Origin of the sequence: Escherichia sp. E4736 (genome assembly GCF_005781225.1) — a bacterium.
Classification (GTDB): domain Bacteria; phylum Pseudomonadota; class Gammaproteobacteria; order Enterobacterales; family Enterobacteriaceae; genus Escherichia.
This window is the reverse complement of the sequence record NZ_VATT01000021.1, coordinates 332-19,060: the sequence shown is the minus strand read 5'-3', so window position 1 is coordinate 19,060 and position 18,729 is coordinate 332. Positions and strand designations below refer to the sequence as shown.

Sequence of the window (18,729 nt, the reverse complement as noted above, 5' to 3'; positions counted from 1 at the left end):
ATGGCCTACAAAATCGCGCAAATTCAATATATTGCACCATCCTCGTAGGCCTGATAAGCGTAGCGCATCAGGCAGTCATAAGTAAAAAAGGGCGATCTTCCTACCGCCCTTTTTCTTATTTAATGTGATTACGCGTTTTTCAGAACTTCGCTAACAATCTCAACCGCTTCTTTCTCGATCTGCTTGCGATGTTCTTCACCGAGGAAGCTTTCACAGTAGATCTTGTATGCGTCTTCCGTGCCTGACGGACGCGCGGCGAACCAGCCGTTGTCAGTCATCACTTTCAGGCCGCCGATAGAAGCACCGTTGCCAGGCGCTGCGGTCAAGCGCGCTGTGATCGGGTCGCCTGCCAGGGTGCTGGCGCTCACCATTTCCGGAGACAGCTTAGACAATGCCGCTTTTTGTGCGGAAGTCGCAGCTGCCTGCAAACGGTTGTAGCTCGGCGCACCAAAGCGTTTTGCCAATTCGTTGTAGTGTTCCTGCGGGTTCTTACCGGTGACAGCAGTGATTTCCGCCGCCAGCAGACACATAATGATGCCGTCTTTATCGGTGGACCACGGCGTGCCGTCGAAACGCAGGAAGGAAGCGCCTGCACTCTCTTCGCCGCCAAAGCCGAAGCTGCCATCAAACAGACCATCAACAAACCATTTGAAACCTACCGGCACTTCTACCAGCTTACGGCCCAAGTCATTGACCACACGGTCGATCATCGCAGATGAAACCAGCGTTTTACCGACGGCAACATCTTTGCCCCACTGCGGACGATGCTGGAACAGGTAGTTGATCGCCACCGCCAGGTAGTGGTTCGGGTTCATCAAACCAGCCGGAGTGACGATACCGTGACGGTCATAATCCGGGTCATTGGCAAACGCCAGATCAAACTTATCACGCAGCGCCAGCAGGCCCGCCATCGCACACTCGGAGGAACAGTCCATACGGATTGCGCCGTCTTTATCGAGGTGCATAAAGCGGAAGGTTTGATCGACCTGATCGTTAACAATGGTCAGGTTGAGGTTGTAATACTCGCCAATGCGCTTCCAGTATTCGATACCGGAACCGCCCAACGGATCAACACCCAGCGTCAGGCCAGCTTTCTGAATCGCTGCCATATCAACGATATCGGCCAGACCTTCTACGAACGGTTGCACAAGATCTTGCTCTTTCACATGACCAGATGCCATCGCTTCGTCGAGGGAGATACGCTTCACGCCTTTCAGGCCATCGGCCATCAGCGCGTTGGCCCTGTCTTCCACCACTTTAGTGACGTTGGTATCTGCCGGACCACCATTTGGCGGGTTGTACTTGATACCACCGTCTTCCGGCGGGTTATGGGACGGCGTAATCACAATACCATCTGCCAGCGGTCCACCTTTTTTATTGTGAACCAGAATGGCATTAGAGACGGCAGGTGTCGGAGTGAAGCCATTGTTTTCCTGCACAATAACGTCTACCCCGTTCGCTGCCAGCACTTCCAGTACAGAAATAAACGCAGGTTCGGACAGGGCGTGAGTATCTTTACCCACATAGCAAGGACCAGTGATGCCGTTTTTCGCCCGTTCTTCGGCAATCGCCTGAGCAATAGCCAGAATATGCGGCTCGTTAAAGCTATGGCGCGCTGCACTGCCACGGTGACCGGAAGTACCGAATTTCACCGCGTGCTCCGCATTCCCTGCTTCTGGTTTCAGTACATAATATTGCGCCGTCAGTTGGGCGACGTTTATCAAATCACTCTGCTGTGCAGGTTGGCCTGCACGATTGTGGATTGCCATTGCTTTGTCCTTTATCTGCAACGTTGTTTTAAATTGTCCCGCAAACCTTTTCAATCAATTCCGCCGGGAATTGCATCGACTGCATGATGTGTTCAATCATGCTGCATTTACGGCCAGTGTTAGTGTTGGTGATCACCCAATACGGCGTGCCTGGCACATGCTTCGGCTTGGTCTGATTACCATTTTTCAGCAGCGTCTGTTCATCTGCTGCAAAGTAAACGCGCGTGCGGCCGTGCAACGATTCCGTTGCCTCGGCAAACGCCTGGGCGTCAAGAGAATATAGTGTAGACAACAGCAGCATAAAGCGATTGACCGCTCGCTTTTGCTCTGCGTATTCATCGGAAAGCAAAAGTTCACGCATCGCGCGCACTTTGTCTTTCACCGTTTTGATCGGCTTCGCTTCGACGATAGCAGGTGACGCAATGCGAACCTCTTTCGTCACCGGAGCAACAGGCTGTGATGCGGCGGAAAACTTCAACATACGCCGTAAAATGTCGGATGCGCTCTCGCCGATATGCTTAGTGTGGCTGGCAATATAGCTGTAGAGTTCATCATCAACTTCAATCGTTTTCATCTTAATCCAGTGCGGTGTCTTAGCTGAATACAAGTCGCCAGGAGTATATGAATAAATCCCGGCAGCGGATAGCGTCAAGCCTGGCTTGCAGAAAAAATCGGATTAAACCTTATTTGTTGCAGCCCTGTGGCACAATGGTCAACATAATACCCTAACCCAACTACACGAAAAAAAGAACTTTGCCATGAAATTGAATATCCGCGCGCAATCTGCACAAAATCAGCATAATAATTCTCCCATCGTCCTCGTCCACGGGTTGTTTGGTAGCCTTGACAACCTCGGCGTGCTGGCGCGCGACCTGGTAAACGATCACAATATCATCCAGGTTGATATGCGTAACCACGGACTTTCGCCACGAGATCCACACATGAATTACCCGGCGATGGCCCAGGATCTTGTTGATACTCTGAATGCGCTGCAGATCGATAAGGCGACATTTATTGGTCACTCAATGGGTGGTAAAGCTGTGATGGCACTGACCGCGTTGGCGCCCGATCGCATCGAGAAACTGGTAGCGATCGATATCGCGCCGGTGGACTATCACGTACGCCGTCATGATGAAATTTTCGCAGCTATCAACGCGGTCAGTGGATCCGACGCGCAAACGCGCCAACAGGCCGCTGTAGTGATGCGCCAATATATTAATGAAGAGGGCGTGATTCAATTCCTGCTGAAATCTTTTGTTGACGGTGAGTGGCGTTTTAACGTGCCAGTATTATGGGATCAGTATCCACATATTGTTGGCTGGGAGAAGATTCCGGCATGGAACCACCCTGCTCTGTTTATTCCTGGCGGCAATTCCCCGTATGTTACTGAACAGTATCGTGATGATTTGCTGGCACAATTCCCACAAGCACGGGCGCATGTCATTGCAGGCGCGGGGCATTGGGTACACGCAGAAAAACCGGATGCTGTGCTGCGGGCTATCCGTCGCTATCTTAATGATTAACGCAACTGATTAAAAACCCAGCGTCCGCGCGGCATTCCGCGCGTGGGCGTTGGCGAGATTCCTCACGCTGTTGTATTATGGCGGGCTATCCATCCGGGCAGGCGCCTGGCTGATTGTTTCCCCCGAAGTCACCAAGATCATGGCCAAAGAACAAACGGACCGTACGACATTAGATCTGTTCGCGCACGAGCGTCGACCGGGACGACCGAAAACCAATCCGCTTTCGCGCGATGAACAGCTGCGTATTAATAAACGCAACCAGCTAAAACGCGACAAAGTACGTGGCCTTAAGCGTGTCGAACTGAAGCTGAACGCGGAAGCTGTCGAGGCGCTGAACGAGCTGGCGGAGTCGCGCAATATGAGCCGTAGCGAACTGATCGAAGAGATATTGATGCAGCAACTGGCGGCGCTGCGTAATCAGGGCATCGTTTAAATATCCACTTTCGTGTAGCACAGTGTGCAGTCCTGCTCGTTTGCTGATTCCGCAAGACTGCCTGTTCTGCTATGATTGCCTTTATCCGTGGGCAATTTGCCACCCCCATTTCAATAAGTTTCAAGAGGTTATTTCACTCATGGCTATCACTGGCATCTTTTTCGGCAGCGACACCGGTAATACCGAAAATATCGCAAAAATGATTCAAAAACAGCTTGGTAAAGACGTTGCCGATGTCCATGACATTGCAAAAAGCAGCAAAGAAGATCTGGAAGCTTATGACATTCTTCTGCTGGGCATCCCAACCTGGTACTATGGCGAAGCACAGTGTGACTGGGACGACTTCTTCCCGACTCTCGAAGAGATTGATTTCAATGGTAAACTGGTTGCGCTGTTTGGCTGTGGCGACCAGGAAGATTACGCAGAATATTTCTGCGACGCCTTAGGCACCATTCGTGACATTATTGAACCGCGCGGCGCGACCATCGTCGGTCACTGGCCAACTGCGGGCTATCATTTCGAAGCATCAAAAGGTCTGGCGGATGATGACCACTTTGTCGGCCTGGCTATCGACGAAGACCGTCAGCCAGAACTGACCGCCGAACGTGTAGAAAAATGGGTAAAACAAATTTCTGAAGAACTGCATCTCGACGAAATTATCAATGCCTGATGTACTGCGGCGTAGACTCATGTCTACGCCGTATTAATAGATAATGCCAATCAAAATAATTGCTACAAATTTGTAACTTTTGCCGTAGTACCTGTACAATGTTCCAGTATTGAAGTGGCCTTACCGATGTAAATGTAAGCTAAGCCACGTTTTTATTAACAATATTTGCCAGGGACTTGTAGTTTTCATTTAGGCATGGCAAATCTATAATGATACGCATTATCTCAAGAGCAAATTCTGTCACTTCTTTTAATGAAGTGAACCGCTTAGTAACAGGACAGATTCCGCATGACTGATAACAATACCGCCCTAAAGAAAGCTGGCCTGAAAGTAACGCTTCCTCGCTTAAAAATCCTGGAAGTTCTTCAGGAGCCGGACAACCATCACGTCAGTGCGGAAGATTTATACAAACGTCTGATCGATATGGGTGAAGAAATTGGTCTGGCTACGGTATATCGTGTACTGAACCAGTTTGACGACGCCGGTATCGTCACCCGCCACAATTTTGAAGGCGGTAAATCCGTATTTGAACTGACTCAACAACATCACCACGATCATCTGATCTGCCTCGACTGCGGAAAGGTTATCGAATTTAGTGATGAATCTATCGAAGCGCGTCAGCGTGAAATTGCCGCGAAGCATGGCATTCGCCTGACTAACCATAGTCTCTATCTTTACGGTCACTGTGCCGAAGGCGATTGCCGCGAAGATGAGCACGCGCACGAAGGCAAATAAGCCAGCCTGAACGAAAAAAGCCAACCTGCGGGTTGGCTTTTTTATACAAGGGAAATAAGAAAAGCGAGAGTTACAGCCCTCACTTATTTGTTATTACTGCGAATTTCCTGCCAGACCTTATCACAATCGGCTTTCACTGCCTGGTCATTACCGGTTTGCGTTGCCTGGATGCACTGCTGATAATCCAGCACGCGGACACTTTCCTGCTCGGCAAATTGCTGATGTTGTTTCTCTTTCTTCAGCACGTTTAACACGCTCTGACAGGCTTCAATTTTTTCCGGCGAACCTTGCGCGGTATTGATACAGGCGCTGTACGCCTCTTTCAGACGACTGTCTTCCTGTGGCGCGGTTGATTGCGCACAAGCCACCAGCCCCGATGCCATCATGGCGATGAGAATCAGTTTTTTCATAGCGAATTCCTCAAATGTGCGGCAGGCACAAAACCTGCCGCGTCGGGCATCAGAAGATGGTGAATGGTGCGATTACCATGAATTTCACGTCGCGCTCATCCTGGAAGATGTTACCGTAACCGCCGCCCCAGCTTGGGATGTCGGAGTGGTTGTCGTATTCGGTGAAGTGCAGTTTGAACATCGTGCCCTTGGCACGACCGTCCTGAATGGTGTAGACCGCATCCAGGCTGTATGCAGACTCTTCAATAGTCCGGTTCTTGTCGTAGTACGCATCCGGGTTGCTCTGCCAGGTCGCAGGTTTAGCATCCCATGCATAAACGTAGGAAGCGCCGATGGCGAAGCCTGGAAGATTCCAGTTTTTCAGGTCATACATCGCGCCGAAGAAGACCGCTTTTTCGCCGTTGGCGTTAAAGTCAGAACGGTTATCCCACCAGATATCCAGGCGACCGTTCGAGGAAGCGTAGGTTGGCGTCATACGTTGCAGGAAGTATCCCTGCTGACCGTCAGCTTTAACCCAGGTGCCTTCCAGACGCAAATCCACCACGTCAGCCGCCCGGTAACCAAAGGTCAACGCTTGCAGCCAGGCGGTGCCATCATAAAGATCGTTGACGCTACGATCGTCAACTTTATCGCGCGTACCGTAGAACTGGTAGCTGGCGGTTAGCGGGCTACCGGCGATATCAAATTTATAGCTGGCTTTGGCAAAATACTGATCGATATACCCTTCCGCCTGACCAAACGCCGCTTCCAGCACGAAGTTATTTTTGAAGTCGTATTTCGCACCGATGGAGTGCAGATAATCAACTTTAGTGGTCTTATCGTTCTGATAAAACTCATCCATTTCCAGATGCCACGGCGCTTTGTATTCGTTGGTCCACATGTAGGAGAAACTCAACGCACCAGCATCGCCGTAATCAAAATTGGCCCCGGCTTCCGCGCCCTGATAGGTACCCGGCATAAAGCTCCAGTGCGGCGCTAACAGCGTTTGACCAGTTGGCTGAATGTAACCTGCCCTCGCCCACACAGGACCGTATTTAAATTTGGCCGCTGCTTTATACAGGCTTATACCGCTTTTATCGCCGGACCAGTCTTCGTCATAGGCTTTATTACTTTTCGAAAACGCGATTTCGTTCGGGTGTGAGCTGTCGCCGTTTTCCGCCATTTCAATCGCCGTAAACGCGGCAATATCAAGGCCGAACATATCAGCAGCATAACCGGACTGAAAATCGAGGTTGGCATTCCAGGTGGAGTGAGAAAGGTTGGTTTTGTATTTGTCGCCGTCGGTAACATCTTTACGGTCGCGTTCACGCTGCCAGTAATAGATACCGCCGGTTAAGGTTGAATCGTCGATGAATCCTTCGGCGCGAGCCTCCGGCATTGCCACCAGGCCCGACATTGCTGAAACACCGGCGATAGCCAGCGCCAGCGTACTACGTTTGCCACTAAACGTACGCATGGGTTAATCCTCTTTGACGTATAAATTGCTGCACCACAGGTGAACAGCGAAAAAAATAAAAATTAAAAAAGTAGCGTTGAGAAAAATCTCGCTGACTACAGGAATAGACTATTTTTCGCGACGCGAATTATCAATCTCTTTCTGTAACGAGAATGTAAGAACATGAGCAACCGCACATATTTTGATGATTTTTGTTACAAGGTTTAAATGTGTACCAGGCGAGCGGGTAGAAGAAAAAATATGTGGCTTTCCAGTAAGATGAAAGCGGTTATATTTAAATTAATTATAATTTGTGATTTTAAATTTGTTGCATGAATAGATTGCGAAGCGAAATTAATTCGCGAAGAAAAGCAGAAAAAAACGCCGCTGAACGCGGCGTTTTGGATTGTTTGCATGTTTCTTGCCGGATGCGGTGTGAACGCCTCACCCGGCCTGGTAGAACTTAAAATTACTCGCCTACTTTCGCCCAGGTATCACGCAGCCCAACGGTGCGGTTAAATACCGGTTTTTCCGCTGTGGAATGGCGGCTGTCGAGGCAGAAGTAGCCTTCACGCTCAAACTGGAATGCTTTACCTGCCACCGCATCTTTCAGAGACGGTTCAGCAAAGCCCTGTTTGATGACCAGAGAATCCTGGTTAATCACCGACAGGAAATCATCCGCAGCGCCTGGATTCGGCACACTGAACAGACGATCGTACAGGCGGATTTCAACCGGCAGCGCATGTGCCGCGCTTACCCAGTGAATAACGCCTTTGACTTTACGACCATCAGCCGGATCTTTGCTTAAGGTGTCGGCGTCATAAGTACAGAAGATGGTGGTGATATTGCCTTCGGCATCTTTCTCCACGCGTTCCGCTTTAATCACGTAAGCATTACGCAGACGCACTTCTTTACCCAGCACCAGACGTTTGTACTGCTTGTTAGCTTCTTCGCGGAAATCGGCGCGATCGATCCAAATCTCACCGCTAAACGGCACCTGACGGCTGCCCATTTCCGGTTTATTCGGATGGTTCGGCATGGTGACCATTTCGCCTTCGCCCTGATAGTTTTCGATAACCAGTTTCACCGGATCGATAACTGCCATTGCACGCGGCGCGTTCTCGTTGAGGTCTTCACGAATGCAGGATTCCAGCGACGCCATCTCAATGGTGTTGTCCTGCTTGGTCACGCCAATGCGTTTACAGAACTCACGAATAGAAGCCGCAGTGTAACCACGACGACGCAGACCGGAAATGGTCGGCATACGTGGATCATCCCAACCTTCTACGTGCTTGTCGGTGACCAGTTGGTTCAGCTTACGCTTGGACATCACGGTGTATTCCAGATTCAGGCGCGAGAATTCGTACTGGCGCGGATGAACAGGAATGGTGATGTTGTCCAGTACCCAGTCGTACAGACGACGGTTATCCTGGAACTCCAGCGTACACAGAGAGTGCGTAATGCCTTCCAGCGCATCGCTGATGCAGTGGGTGAAGTCGTACATCGGGTAGATGCACCACTTGTTGCCGGTCTGGTGGTGTTCAGCAAACTTAATGCGGTACAGCACCGGATCGCGCATCACGATAAACGGCGAAGCCATGTCGATTTTCGCGCGCAGGCAGGCTTTACCTTCTTCAAAACCACCGGTACGCATTTTTTCGAACAGCGCCAGGTTCTCTTCAACGCTGCGGTCGCGGTACGGGCTGTTTTTACCCGGCTGCGTCAGAGTGCCACGATATTCGCGGATCTGTTCTGGCGTCAGCTCATCGACATACGCCAGGCCTTTATTGATCAGTTCAACAGCATAGGCGTGGAGCTGATCAAAATAATCGGAGGAGTAACGGACGTTACCAGACCAGTGAAAACCTAACCACTCTACGTCGTTTTTGATCGACTCGACGTACTCAATATCTTCTTTTACCGGGTTAGTGTCGTCGAAACGCAGGTTGCACTGGCCTTTATAGTCCTGGGCGATCCCGAAGTTCAGGCAGATAGATTTCGCATGGCCAATATGCAGATAGCCATTCGGCTCCGGCGGGAAACGGGTGTGTACTGTGGTGTGCTTACCACTGGCCAGATCTTCATCGATGATCTGACGAATAAAGTTAGTCGGGCGGGCTTCTGCCTCACTCATCGTGGATTCCTCAAAGCGTAAACAACGTATAACGGCGTATGATCTTATAAGCGGGACAGGCTGACAACTGTTAGTTAGAGAAAATCGAAAAATCTAACAGAGATTATGGGGATGATTGATGAAAAAAAAAGCGGCAGAGAAGATCTCCACCGCTTGTCATTGTTGGATGCGACGCTCAAGCGTCGCATCAGGCATAAAGCAGATTACTTTTTGATTTCATACAGCGGTGTTTGACCCGCCACAACATGGCCCTGAGCTTTAATGATCAAGCCATTGAAATCGTCGATATTGCTGCAAACCACCGGGCTAATCATCGAACGGGCGTTAGCGTTCAGGTAATCCAGATCCATTTCCAGAATCGGTTGCCCTGCGCTTACCTGCGCGCCCTCTTCCACCAAACGTTTAAAGCCTTTACCTTCCAGCGCTACGGTGTCGATACCCATGTGGACGACAATCTCCGCGCCTTTTTCGGTTTCCAGGCAGAACGCGTGGTTGGTGTTGAAGATTTTCACGATTGTCCCTGCGGCTGGTGATACGACGATTTTATCTGTCGGTTTCACAGCCACACCGTCACCCACCGCTTTGCTGGCGAATGCTTCGTCTGGCACCTGATCCAGTGCGACAACATCACCGGTAATTGGTGATACCAGCTCAGCGATAGACACTGCGTTTGGTACAGCCTGCGGTTTCGCTACCGGAGCGGCAGTTGCCGGAGCAGCTTCAGCAGAAGCAGCAGCTACCGGGCCACGAGCAACGACTTTCTTCATCGCATCGCCGATGGATTCTGCTTTCGCGCCGACAATCACCTGGATGGTCTGTTTGTTCAGTTTCACCACACCAGAAGCACCCAGACGTTTACACATCGCATCGTTGACACGTGCTGAGTCAGCCACAGTCAAGCGCAGACGAGTAATACAGGCGTCAATCGCTTTTAGATTGTCACTACCACCAACTGCCGCAATGTAGTTGGTTGCCAGTTGAGTTAAGCCTTCTTCGGTATTGCTGTTCGCTTCTTCAGTAACGATCTCGTCATCTTTATCTTCACGACCTGGCGTTTTCAGGTTGAACATACGGATAACCGCACTGAACACCACAAAGTAGATAGCGAAGAAAACAACGCCCATCACCAGCAGCATCCAGACATTCTGGCTGGCTGCTGGCAGGTTGTACATCAACGCGTAGTCGATAGCGCCCGCAGAGAAGGAGAAGCCCGCGTGGATCCCCAGCAACGTTGCCACAAACAGACTGATACCGGTCAGCAGTGCGTGCAGGAGGTACAGCAACGGCGCAAGGAACATGAACAGGAATTCCAGCGGCTCAGTCACACCTGTCAGGAACGCGGTGATAGCAACAGAAAGCAGCATCCCGCCAACCATCGGGCGACGCTCTTTCGGTGCTGCGAAGTACATCGCCAGCGCCGCACCTGGCAGACCGAACATCATGATCGGGAAGAAGCCAGACATGAACATCCCCGCAGTGCCGTCGCCCGCATAGAAGCGGTTGATGTCACCGTGGAAAACCGTGCCCGCAGCGTTGGTGAATTCACCAATCTGGAACCAGGCGATGGTGTTCAGTACCTGATGCAGACCGGTTGGGATCAGCAGACGGTTGATGAAACCAAAGATACCGGAACCCAGCGCGCCCGCAGAAACGATCCACTCGCCGCCTGCATGGATAGCGTGCTGTACCGGCGGCCAGACGTAACCAAAAATGGCTGCCAGCACCAGGCAGAAGAAGCCGGTGGCGATCGGCACAAAACGTTTGCCGCCGAAGAAGCTCAGGAAGTCCGGCAGTTTAATATCAGACCAACGGTTATAGGCTGCACCACCGACCAGACCGGTAATGATACCTGCCAGAACCCCCATGTTAATTTCTGGGTTGATGGTCACCATCGCTTTAGTTAACACAAAGTAACCAACCGCACCCGCCAGCGCCGCTGCACCTGCACTGTCTTTGGACCAGCTGGAGGCCACGCCGATCGCAAAGATCAACGCCAGGTTATCAAAAATCGCGCCGCCTGCCTGGGCAATAAACGCAACATTAAGTAAATCTGGCTGGCCGAATCGCAGCAACAGTGCCGCCACCGGCAGCACCGCGATAGGGAGCTGTAATGCCCTACCGAGTCGCTGGAAAAAACCTAAAATATTCATCTTATTCCCCCTACGAGAACCCTATTTGGCTCGTTTAAAGCCGTATTTTTATTTTGCAGCAAATTGTGCTGCCGATGTTCTGTAATCATATTGTTAGATCATCTGCTACAGAGTGTGTGAAAATTTAATTCGTACCGCAAATTAAACGCGCGTCTTTTGTGAGTTTTGTCACCAAATATCGTTATCATTACTCCCTTTTACTGGCTAAACCAGAAAACTTATTTTATCATTCAAAAAATCAGGTCGGATTGACGCCTGTCTGCGCAAATCCAGGTTACGCTTAAAGATGCCTAATCCGCCAACGGCTTACTTTTTACTTACTTGAGGTGAATAATGAGACTGATCCCCCTGACTACCGCTGAACAGGTCGGCAAATGGGCTGCTCGCCATATCGTTAATCGTATTAATGCGTTCAAACCGACAGCCGATCGTCCGTTTGTGCTTGGCCTGCCGACTGGCGGCACGCCGATGACCACCTATAAAGCGTTAGTCGAAATGCATAAAGCAGGCCAGGTCAGCTTTAAGCACGTTGTCACCTTCAACATGGACGAATATGTCGGTCTGCCGAAGGAGCATCCGGAAAGCTACTACAGTTTTATGCACCGTAACTTCTTCGATCACGTTGATATTCCAGCAGAAAATATCAACCTTCTCAACGGCAATGCCCCGGATATCGACGCCGAATGCCGCCAGTATGAAGAAAAAATTCGCTCTTACGGTAAAATCCATCTGTTTATGGGCGGTGTAGGTAACGACGGTCACATTGCATTTAACGAACCCGCCTCTTCTCTCGCCTCTCGCACCCGTATCAAAACCCTGACACATGACACTCGCGTCGCAAACTCTCGTTTCTTTGATAACGATGTTAATCAGGTGCCAAAATATGCGCTGACCGTAGGTGTGGGTACACTGCTGGATGCCGAAGAAGTGATGATTCTGGTGCTGGGCAGCCAGAAAGCACTGGCACTGCAGGCTGCCGTTGAAGGTTGCGTTAACCACATGTGGACCATCAGCTGTCTGCAACTGCATCCGAAAGCCATCATGGTGTGTGATGAACCTTCCACCATGGAGCTGAAAGTTAAGACTTTAAGATATTTCAACGAATTAGAGGCAGAAAATATCAAAGGTCTGTAATTGTTATCCCTGCCCTGACGCCTTGCTCAGGGCATTATTATTTTTGAAATCGGGGGTCGGAATGTATGCATTAACCCAGGGCCGGATCTTTACCGGTCATGAATTTCTTGATGACCATGCAGTTGTTATCGCTGATGGCCTGATTAAAAGCGTCTGCCCAATAGCGGAACTGCCGCCAGAGATTGAACAACGTTCACTGAACGGGGCCATTCTCTCCCCCGGTTTTATCGATGTGCAGTTAAACGGCTGCGGCGGCGTACAGTTCAACGATACCGCTGAAGCGGTCAGCGTGGAAACGCTGGAAATCATGCAGAAAGCCAATGAGAAATCAGGCTGCACTAACTATTTGCCGACGCTTATCACCACCAGCGATGAGCTGATGAAACAGGGCGTGCGCGTTATGCGCGAGTACCTGGCAAAACATCCGAATCAGGCATTAGGTTTACACCTGGAAGGCCCGTGGCTGAATCTGGTGAAAAAAGGTACCCATAATCCGAATTTCGTACGTAAACCGGATGCCGCACTGGTCGATTTCCTGTGTGAAAACGCCGACGTCATTACCAAAGTGACGCTGGCACCGGAAATGGTTCCAGCAGAAGTGATCAGAAAACTGGCAAATGCCGGGATTGTGGTGTCTGCCGGTCACTCCAACGCGACGTTGAAAGAAGCGAAAGCCGGTTTCCGCGCGGGGATTACCTTTGCCACCCATCTGTACAACGCGATGCCGTATATTACGGGCCGTGAGCCGGGCCTGGCGGGCGCGATCCTCGACGAAGCTGACATTTATTGCGGTATTATCGCTGATGGCCTGCATGTTGATTACGCCAACATTCGTAACGCCAAGCGTCTGAAAGGCGACAAACTGTGTCTGGTTACCGACGCCACCGCGCCAGCCGGGGCCAACATTGAACAGTTCATTTTTGCGGGTAAAACAATATACTACCGCAACGGACTTTGTGTGGATGAGAATGGTACGTTAAGTGGTTCATCCTTAACCATGATTGAAGGCGTGCGTAATCTGGTTGAACATTGCGGTATCGCACTGGATGAAGTGCTGCGTATGGCGACGCTCTATCCGGCGCGTGCGATTGGCGTTGAAAAACGTCTCGGCACGCTCGCCGCAGGTAAAGTGGCCAACCTGACTGCATTCACACCTGATTTTAAAATCACCAGGACCATCGTTAACGGTAACGAGGTCGTAACCCAATAAGAGAAAGTATGACACCAGGCGGACAAGCTCAGATAGGTAATGTTGATCTCGTAAAACAGCTTAACAGCGCGGCGGTTTATCGCCTGATTGACCAGCATGGGCCAATCTCGCGAATTCAGATTGCTGAGCAAAGCCAGCTTGCCCCCGCCAGCGTAACCAAAATTACGCGTCAGCTTATCGAACGCGGGCTGATCAAAGAAGTTGATCAGCAGGCCTCCACCGGGGGCCGCCGCGCTATCTCTATCGTCACCGAAACCCGCAATTTCCACGCAATCGGCGTACGTCTCGGTCGTCACGACGCCACCATCACCCTGTTTGATCTCAGCAGCAAAGTTCTGGCAGAAGAACATTACCCGCTACCGGAACGTACCCAGCAGACGCTGGAACATGCCCTGCTGAATGCCATTACTCAGTTTATTGATAACCACCAGCGCAAGCTGCGGGAGCTGATCGCCATTTCAGTGATCCTGCCAGGGCTGGTCGATCCGGACAGCGGCAAAATTCACTACATGCCGCATATTCAGGTGGAAAACTGGGGGCTGGTTGAAGCACTGGAAGAGCGTTTTAAAGTGACCTGTTATGTCGGCCACGATATCCGCAGTCTGGCGCTGGCAGAGCACTACTTCGGTGCAAGTCAGGATTGCGAAGACTTCATTCTGGTGCGTGTCCATCGCGGAACGGGGGCCGGGATTATCTCTAATGGGCGCATTTTTATTGGCCGCAACGGCAACGTCGGTGAAATTGGCCATATTCAGGTCGAACCGCTGGGTGAACGCTGCCACTGCGGCAACTTTGGCTGCCTGGAAACTATCGCTGCCAACGCTGCCATTGAACAACGGGTGTTGAATTTATTAAAGCAGGGCTACCAGAGCCGTGTGCCACTGGACGACTGCACCATCAAAACTATCTGCAAAGCCGCGAACAAAGGCGATAGCCTGGCCTCGGAAGTGATCGAGTATGTCGGTCGTCATCTGGGCAAAACCATCGCCATTGCTATCAACTTATTTAATCCGCAAAAAATTGTTATCGCTGGTGAGATCACCGAAGCCGATAAAGTGCTGCTCCCTGCTATCGAAAGCTGCATTAATACTCAGGCACTGAAGGCGTTTCGCACTAATCTACCGGTGGTACGTTCTGAGCTGGATCACCGCTCGGCAATCGGCGCTTTTGCGCTGGTAAAACGCGCCATGCTCAACGGTATTTTGCTCCAGCATTTGCTGGAAAATTAATGTGCTTTTATAGTGGCGCTTATTGTTGTCAATATTCTGGGTAGTCCATGACCATTAAAAATGTAATTTGCGATATCGACGGCGTGCTGATGCACGATAACGTCGCCGTACCGGGTGCAGCGGAATTTTTGCACGGGATTATGGATAAAGGCCTGCCGCTGGTGTTGCTGACCAACTATCCTTCGCAGACCGGGCAAGATCTGGCGAACCGCTTTGCCACTGCCGGTGTCGATGTGCCGGACAGCGTGTTTTATACCTCCGCGATGGCAACCGCCGATTTCCTGCGTCGCCAGGAAGGCAAGAAAGCGTATGTGGTGGGCGAAGGCGCGCTGATTCATGAGCTGTACAAAGCTGGTTTTACGATTACCGATGTGAACCCTGATTTTGTGATTGTTGGCGAAACGCGTTCCTACAACTGGGACATGATGCATAAAGCGGCCTATTTTGTCGCTAATGGTGCACGCTTTATCGCCACCAACCCAGATACTCACGGACGCGGTTTTTATCCCGCCTGTGGCGCGCTGTGCGCGGGCATTGAGAAAATCTCCGGACGTAAACCGTTCTATGTTGGTAAGCCGAGTCCGTGGATCATCCGCGCGGCATTAAACAAAATGCAGGCGCATTCGGAAGAAACGGTGATTGTCGGCGATAACCTGCGTACCGATATTCTGGCGGGCTTCCAGGCCGGTCTGGAGACGATTCTTGTGCTCTCCGGCGTTTCGTCGCTCGACGATATCGACAGTATGCCGTTCCGCCCCAGCTGGATTTACCCGTCAGTCGCTGAAATCGACGTTATCTGAATAGCAACCACGTCTCAGGGCGTGGTTGATATTGATGACAAACGCCAAACTGCCTGATGCGCTACGCTTATCAGGCCCACGCAGCTCCTGCAATATATTGAATTTTCATGATTTTGTAGGCCGGATAAGGTGTTAACGCCGCATCCGGCATGAACAAATCTCACTTTGTAAGCGATTTGGTTTCTTATCCCCCCACAAAATATATCCATTCAATAAAACCTGCCAAAAATTATCGAACCATCAACAAACACATCACCACACCAGACCTTTTTTCACTAATCGACAATCACCATTACGTTTTTTATTTTTTCACCGTCAAATCGCTTGCGCACAGTGCTGCTTTGCGGCATTTTTTTAAACAAGCAAACACAACAAGCAACAAATACCAGGTTAACGGAGAAGGTTATGTGTTCAATTTTTGGCGTATTCGATATCAAAACAGACGCAGTTGAGCTGCGGAAGAAAGCACTCGAGCTGTCACGCCTGATGCGTCATCGCGGCCCGGACTGGTCCGGTATTTATGCCAGCGATAACGCCATTCTCGCCCACGAACGTCTGTCAATTGTTGACGTTAACGCGGGGGCGCAACCTCTCTACAACCAACAAAAAACCCACGTACTGGCGGTAAACGGTGAAATCTACAACCACCAGGCATTGCGCGCCGAATATGGCGATCGTTACCAATTCCAGACCGGGTCTGACTGCGAAGTGATCCTCGCGCTGTATCAGGAAAAAGGGCCGGAATTTCTCGACGACTTGCAGGGCATGTTTGCCTTTGCCCTGTACGACAGCGAAAAAGATGCATATCTGATTGGTCGCGACCATCTGGGGATCATCCCACTGTATATGGGGTATGACGAACACGGTCAGCTGTATGTGGCCTCAGAAATGAAAGCCCTGGTGCCAGTATGCCGCACGATTAAAGAGTTCCCGGCGGGGAGCTATTTATGGAGTCAGGACGGCGAAATCCGTTCTTATTATCATCGCGACTGGTTCGACTACGATGCGGTGAAAGATAACGTGACCGACAAAAACGAGCTGCGTCAGGCGCTGGAAGATTCCGTTAAAAGCCATCTGATGTCAGACGTGCCTTACGGCGTGCTGCTCTCGGGTGGTCTGGATTCCTCAATTATTTCCGCGATCACCAAGAAATACGCCGCCCGTCGCGTGGAAGATCAGGAACGCTCTGAAGCCTGGTGGCCGCAGTTGCACTCCTTTGCCGTAGGTCTGCCGGGTTCTCCTGATCTGAAAGCAGCCCAGGAAGTGGCGAACCATCTGGGCACTGTGCACCACGAAATTCACTTCACTGTACAGGAAGGTCTGGATGCCATCCGCGATGTGATTTACCACATCGAAACTTATGATGTGACCACTATTCGCGCTTCAACACCGATGTATTTAATGTCGCGTAAGATCAAGGCAATGGGCATTAAAATGGTGTTGTCCGGTGAAGGTTCTGACGAAGTGTTTGGCGGTTATCTTTACTTCCACAAAGCGCCGAACGCTAAAGAACTGCATGAAGAGACGGTGCGTAAACTGCTGGCCCTGCATATGTATGACTGCGCGCGTGCCAACAAAGCGATGTCAGCCTGGGGCGTGGAAGCACGCGTTCCGTTCCTCGACAAGAAATTCCTCGACGTGGCGATGCGTATTAACCCGCAGGATAAAATGTGCGGTAACGGTAAGATGGAAAAACACATCCTGCGTGAATGTTTTGAGTCGTACCTGCCTGCAAGTGTTGCCTGGCGGCAGAAAGAGCAGTTCTCCGATGGCGTCGGTTACAGTTGGATTGACACACTGAAAGAAGTGGCGGCACAACAGGTTTCTGATCAGCAACTGGAAACAGCCCGCTTCCGCTTCCCATACAACACGCCGACCTCAAAAGAAGCGTACCTGTACCGGGAGATTTTTGAAGAACTGTTCCCGCTTCCGAGCGCCGCTGAGTGCGTGCCGGGCGGTCCTTCCGTCGCTTGTTCTTCCGCTAAAGCGATCGAGTGGGATGAGGCGTTCAAGAAAATGGACGATCCTTCTGGTCGTGCGGTTGGCGTTCACCAGTCAGCGTATAAATAAGACGTGTAATATTGCCCCGGAGAAATCCGGGGCAATTTCAGTTACTGTGGAGCTTGTTGATTCTGATATGCGGTGAGGAAATGTTCCGGATTTGCTACATCGCTGTCAGATAATTCATTACTGTAAGCGACTGACCAGGTTGCCGATTCCTCCGGGATATGCAGGCTTCCATTTCCCTCTTTCAGGCGTAATAACTCAAAAGATTCACCCTTGATTACAGCGGTATAAGATTTCTCACCTTCCTGTAATACTTTTACTTTGCAGCGAAAAATCTGACCATCGATGTCATTATCAACATGCGATACCTGAACGAGTGCCTCATTAGACGCTTTCGGCCCGATTCGCATCATCCACACCACAGCGCCTTCCTGCCCACGATAGCCAAAAACATATTTACCGATTTCCGGTTTGACCGTATCGGCAAACGCGGATTGCATAAGTAATAAGACACCCATCAACATCGTCATAAAACGCAGCATAGTATTCCCTCAATAAATCGCCTGAAGTGATAGCAGAGATGCAGGCGTAGCGATCCCTGCCCTGTCCTGTTGCAACGGGCCAGTATTTCATGGATTAATTTCCCACCACTATTGTTGAATTCCGAATTTCATCCTGTATGACAAAAGAATGGCTGTAGGGTGGGGAAAAAACACAAAGTAAACAATAATTGACGAATATAGCGCCACGCTGTTCGCAACCTAACCAAACAGTCACTTTCGAGCAATTTTCCTTGAAAAAGAGGTTGACGCTGCAAGGCTCTATACGCATAATGCGCCCCGCAACGCCGATAAGGTATCGCGAAAAAAAAGATGGCTACGTAGCTCAGTTGGTTAGAGCACATCACTCATAATGATGGGGTCACAGGTTCGAATCCCGTCGTAGCCACCATCTTTTTTTTGCGGGAGTGGCGAAATTGGTAGACGCACCAGATTTAGGTTCTGGCGCCGCAAGGTGTGCGAGTTCAAGTCTCGCCTCCCGCACCATTCACCAGAAAGCGTTGTACGGATGGGGTATCGCCAAGCGGTAA

At 50.6% G+C, this 18,729-nt stretch carries 17 protein-coding genes, 2 tRNA genes and 1 pseudogene; 12 read left to right on the top strand and 8 right to left on the bottom strand.

Annotated features, from left to right (window positions below; genetic code table 11):
- Positions 1 to 128: 128 nt before the first annotated feature.
- Both pgm and seqA read right to left on the bottom strand, forming a co-directional pair.
- Complete coding sequence (gene pgm / locus FEK46_RS15755) at positions 129 to 1,769, bottom strand: phosphoglucomutase (alpha-D-glucose-1,6-bisphosphate-dependent) (protein ID WP_001295675.1); 1,641 nt, start codon at positions 1,767 to 1,769, stop codon at positions 129 to 131.
- A 28-nt stretch (positions 1,770 to 1,797) separates the two neighbouring features.
- Positions 1,798 to 2,343 carry a replication initiation negative regulator SeqA gene (gene seqA / locus FEK46_RS15750; RefSeq protein ID WP_130209830.1) on the bottom strand — a complete coding sequence of 182 codons (546 nt, stop codon included), beginning with the start codon at positions 2,341 to 2,343 and terminating at the stop codon, positions 1,798 to 1,800.
- A gap of 184 nt (positions 2,344 to 2,527) precedes the next feature.
- Between seqA and ybfF the strand changes: the two genes are divergently transcribed.
- The 5 genes from ybfF (at position 2,528) to fur (ending at position 5,130) form a co-directional block, all read left to right on the top strand.
- Positions 2,528 to 3,292 carry an esterase gene (ybfF, locus tag FEK46_RS15745; protein WP_130209828.1) on the top strand — a complete coding sequence of 255 codons (765 nt, stop codon included), beginning with the start codon at positions 2,528 to 2,530 and terminating at the stop codon, positions 3,290 to 3,292.
- 139 nt (positions 3,293 to 3,431) lie between these two features.
- Positions 3,432 to 3,725 carry a LexA regulated protein gene (gene ybfE / locus FEK46_RS15740; RefSeq protein ID WP_064528940.1) on the top strand — a complete coding sequence of 98 codons (294 nt, stop codon included), beginning with the start codon at positions 3,432 to 3,434 and terminating at the stop codon, positions 3,723 to 3,725.
- A gap of 139 nt (positions 3,726 to 3,864) precedes the next feature.
- Complete coding sequence (fldA, locus tag FEK46_RS15735) at positions 3,865 to 4,395, top strand: flavodoxin FldA (protein WP_010346538.1); 531 nt, start codon at positions 3,865 to 3,867, stop codon at positions 4,393 to 4,395.
- A gap of 209 nt (positions 4,396 to 4,604) precedes the next feature.
- Positions 4,605 to 4,691 carry a fur leader peptide gene (gene uof, locus FEK46_RS15730; RefSeq protein WP_010380762.1) on the top strand — a complete coding sequence of 29 codons (87 nt, stop codon included), beginning with the start codon at positions 4,605 to 4,607 and terminating at the stop codon, positions 4,689 to 4,691.
- Positions 4,684 to 5,130 carry a ferric iron uptake transcriptional regulator gene (gene fur / locus FEK46_RS15725; RefSeq protein ID WP_000131706.1) on the top strand — a complete coding sequence of 149 codons (447 nt, stop codon included), beginning with the start codon at positions 4,684 to 4,686 and terminating at the stop codon, positions 5,128 to 5,130. The genes uof and fur overlap by 8 nt, the downstream gene beginning before the upstream one ends.
- An 83-nt stretch (positions 5,131 to 5,213) precedes the next feature.
- On the opposite strand, the gene chiQ is transcribed toward fur, so the two are convergent.
- From chiQ to nagE, 4 genes are all read right to left on the bottom strand, one after another.
- The gene (chiQ, locus tag FEK46_RS15720; RefSeq protein WP_000733594.1) at positions 5,214 to 5,540 is read right to left on the bottom strand and encodes a ChiQ/YbfN family lipoprotein; all 327 of its coding nucleotides are present in this window, start codon (positions 5,538 to 5,540) and stop codon (positions 5,214 to 5,216) included.
- A 49-nt stretch (positions 5,541 to 5,589) separates the two neighbouring features.
- Entirely contained in the window at positions 5,590 to 6,996 is a 1,407-nt protein-coding gene (chiP, locus tag FEK46_RS15715) for a chitoporin (protein ID WP_135559938.1), read from the bottom strand.
- A gap of 448 nt (positions 6,997 to 7,444) precedes the next feature.
- Positions 7,445 to 9,109: a glutamine--tRNA ligase gene (gene glnS / locus FEK46_RS15710; RefSeq protein ID WP_130209822.1), complete on the bottom strand. Its 1,665-nt coding sequence runs from the start codon at positions 9,107 to 9,109 to the stop codon at positions 7,445 to 7,447.
- Positions 9,110 to 9,312: 203 nt separating this feature from the next.
- Positions 9,313 to 11,259, bottom strand: a complete 1,947-nt coding sequence (nagE, locus tag FEK46_RS15705) for a PTS N-acetyl glucosamine transporter subunit IIABC (protein ID WP_135559939.1) — start codon at positions 11,257 to 11,259, stop codon at positions 9,313 to 9,315.
- Between the two features lie 333 nt (positions 11,260 to 11,592).
- Between nagE and nagB the strand changes: the two genes are divergently transcribed.
- The 4 genes from nagB to nagD all read left to right on the top strand — a co-directional run bounded on the left by nagB (position 11,593) and on the right by nagD (position 15,632).
- Positions 11,593 to 12,393, top strand: a complete 801-nt coding sequence (gene nagB, locus FEK46_RS15700; RefSeq protein WP_001237072.1) for a glucosamine-6-phosphate deaminase — start codon at positions 11,593 to 11,595, stop codon at positions 12,391 to 12,393.
- 61 nt (positions 12,394 to 12,454) lie between these two features.
- A complete protein-coding gene (gene nagA / locus FEK46_RS15695) occupies positions 12,455 to 13,603 on the top strand; it encodes an N-acetylglucosamine-6-phosphate deacetylase (protein ID WP_135559940.1) in 1,149 nt (382 codons plus the stop codon).
- An 8-nt stretch (positions 13,604 to 13,611) separates the two neighbouring features.
- Positions 13,612 to 14,832, top strand: a complete 1,221-nt coding sequence (nagC, locus tag FEK46_RS15690) for a DNA-binding transcriptional regulator NagC (RefSeq protein ID WP_130260227.1) — start codon at positions 13,612 to 13,614, stop codon at positions 14,830 to 14,832.
- Between the two features lie 47 nt (positions 14,833 to 14,879).
- Positions 14,880 to 15,632, top strand: coding sequence for a ribonucleotide monophosphatase NagD (nagD, locus tag FEK46_RS15685; protein WP_000153129.1), 753 nt, complete (start codon positions 14,880 to 14,882; stop codon positions 15,630 to 15,632).
- Positions 15,633 to 15,682: 50 nt separating this feature from the next.
- Here nagD and FEK46_RS23935 read toward each other — a convergent pair.
- Positions 15,683 to 15,781, bottom strand: a pseudogene (locus FEK46_RS23935) (hypothetical protein); the annotation flags it as partial.
- A 256-nt stretch (positions 15,782 to 16,037) separates the two neighbouring features.
- Here FEK46_RS23935 and asnB point away from each other — a divergent pair.
- A complete protein-coding gene (gene asnB, locus FEK46_RS15680) occupies positions 16,038 to 17,702 on the top strand; it encodes an asparagine synthase B (RefSeq protein WP_000337081.1) in 1,665 nt (554 codons plus the stop codon).
- A 41-nt stretch (positions 17,703 to 17,743) separates the two neighbouring features.
- On the opposite strand, the gene FEK46_RS15675 is transcribed toward asnB, so the two are convergent.
- Positions 17,744 to 18,181, bottom strand: a complete 438-nt coding sequence (locus FEK46_RS15675; RefSeq protein ID WP_130209814.1) for a hypothetical protein — start codon at positions 18,179 to 18,181, stop codon at positions 17,744 to 17,746.
- A 332-nt stretch (positions 18,182 to 18,513) separates the two neighbouring features.
- Between FEK46_RS15675 and FEK46_RS15670 the strand changes: the two genes are divergently transcribed.
- Both FEK46_RS15670 and FEK46_RS15665 read left to right on the top strand, forming a co-directional pair.
- Positions 18,514 to 18,590 (top strand) — tRNA-Met (locus FEK46_RS15670).
- A gap of 10 nt (positions 18,591 to 18,600) precedes the next feature.
- Positions 18,601 to 18,685, top strand: a tRNA-Leu gene (locus FEK46_RS15665).
- Positions 18,686 to 18,729 lie beyond the last annotated feature (44 nt).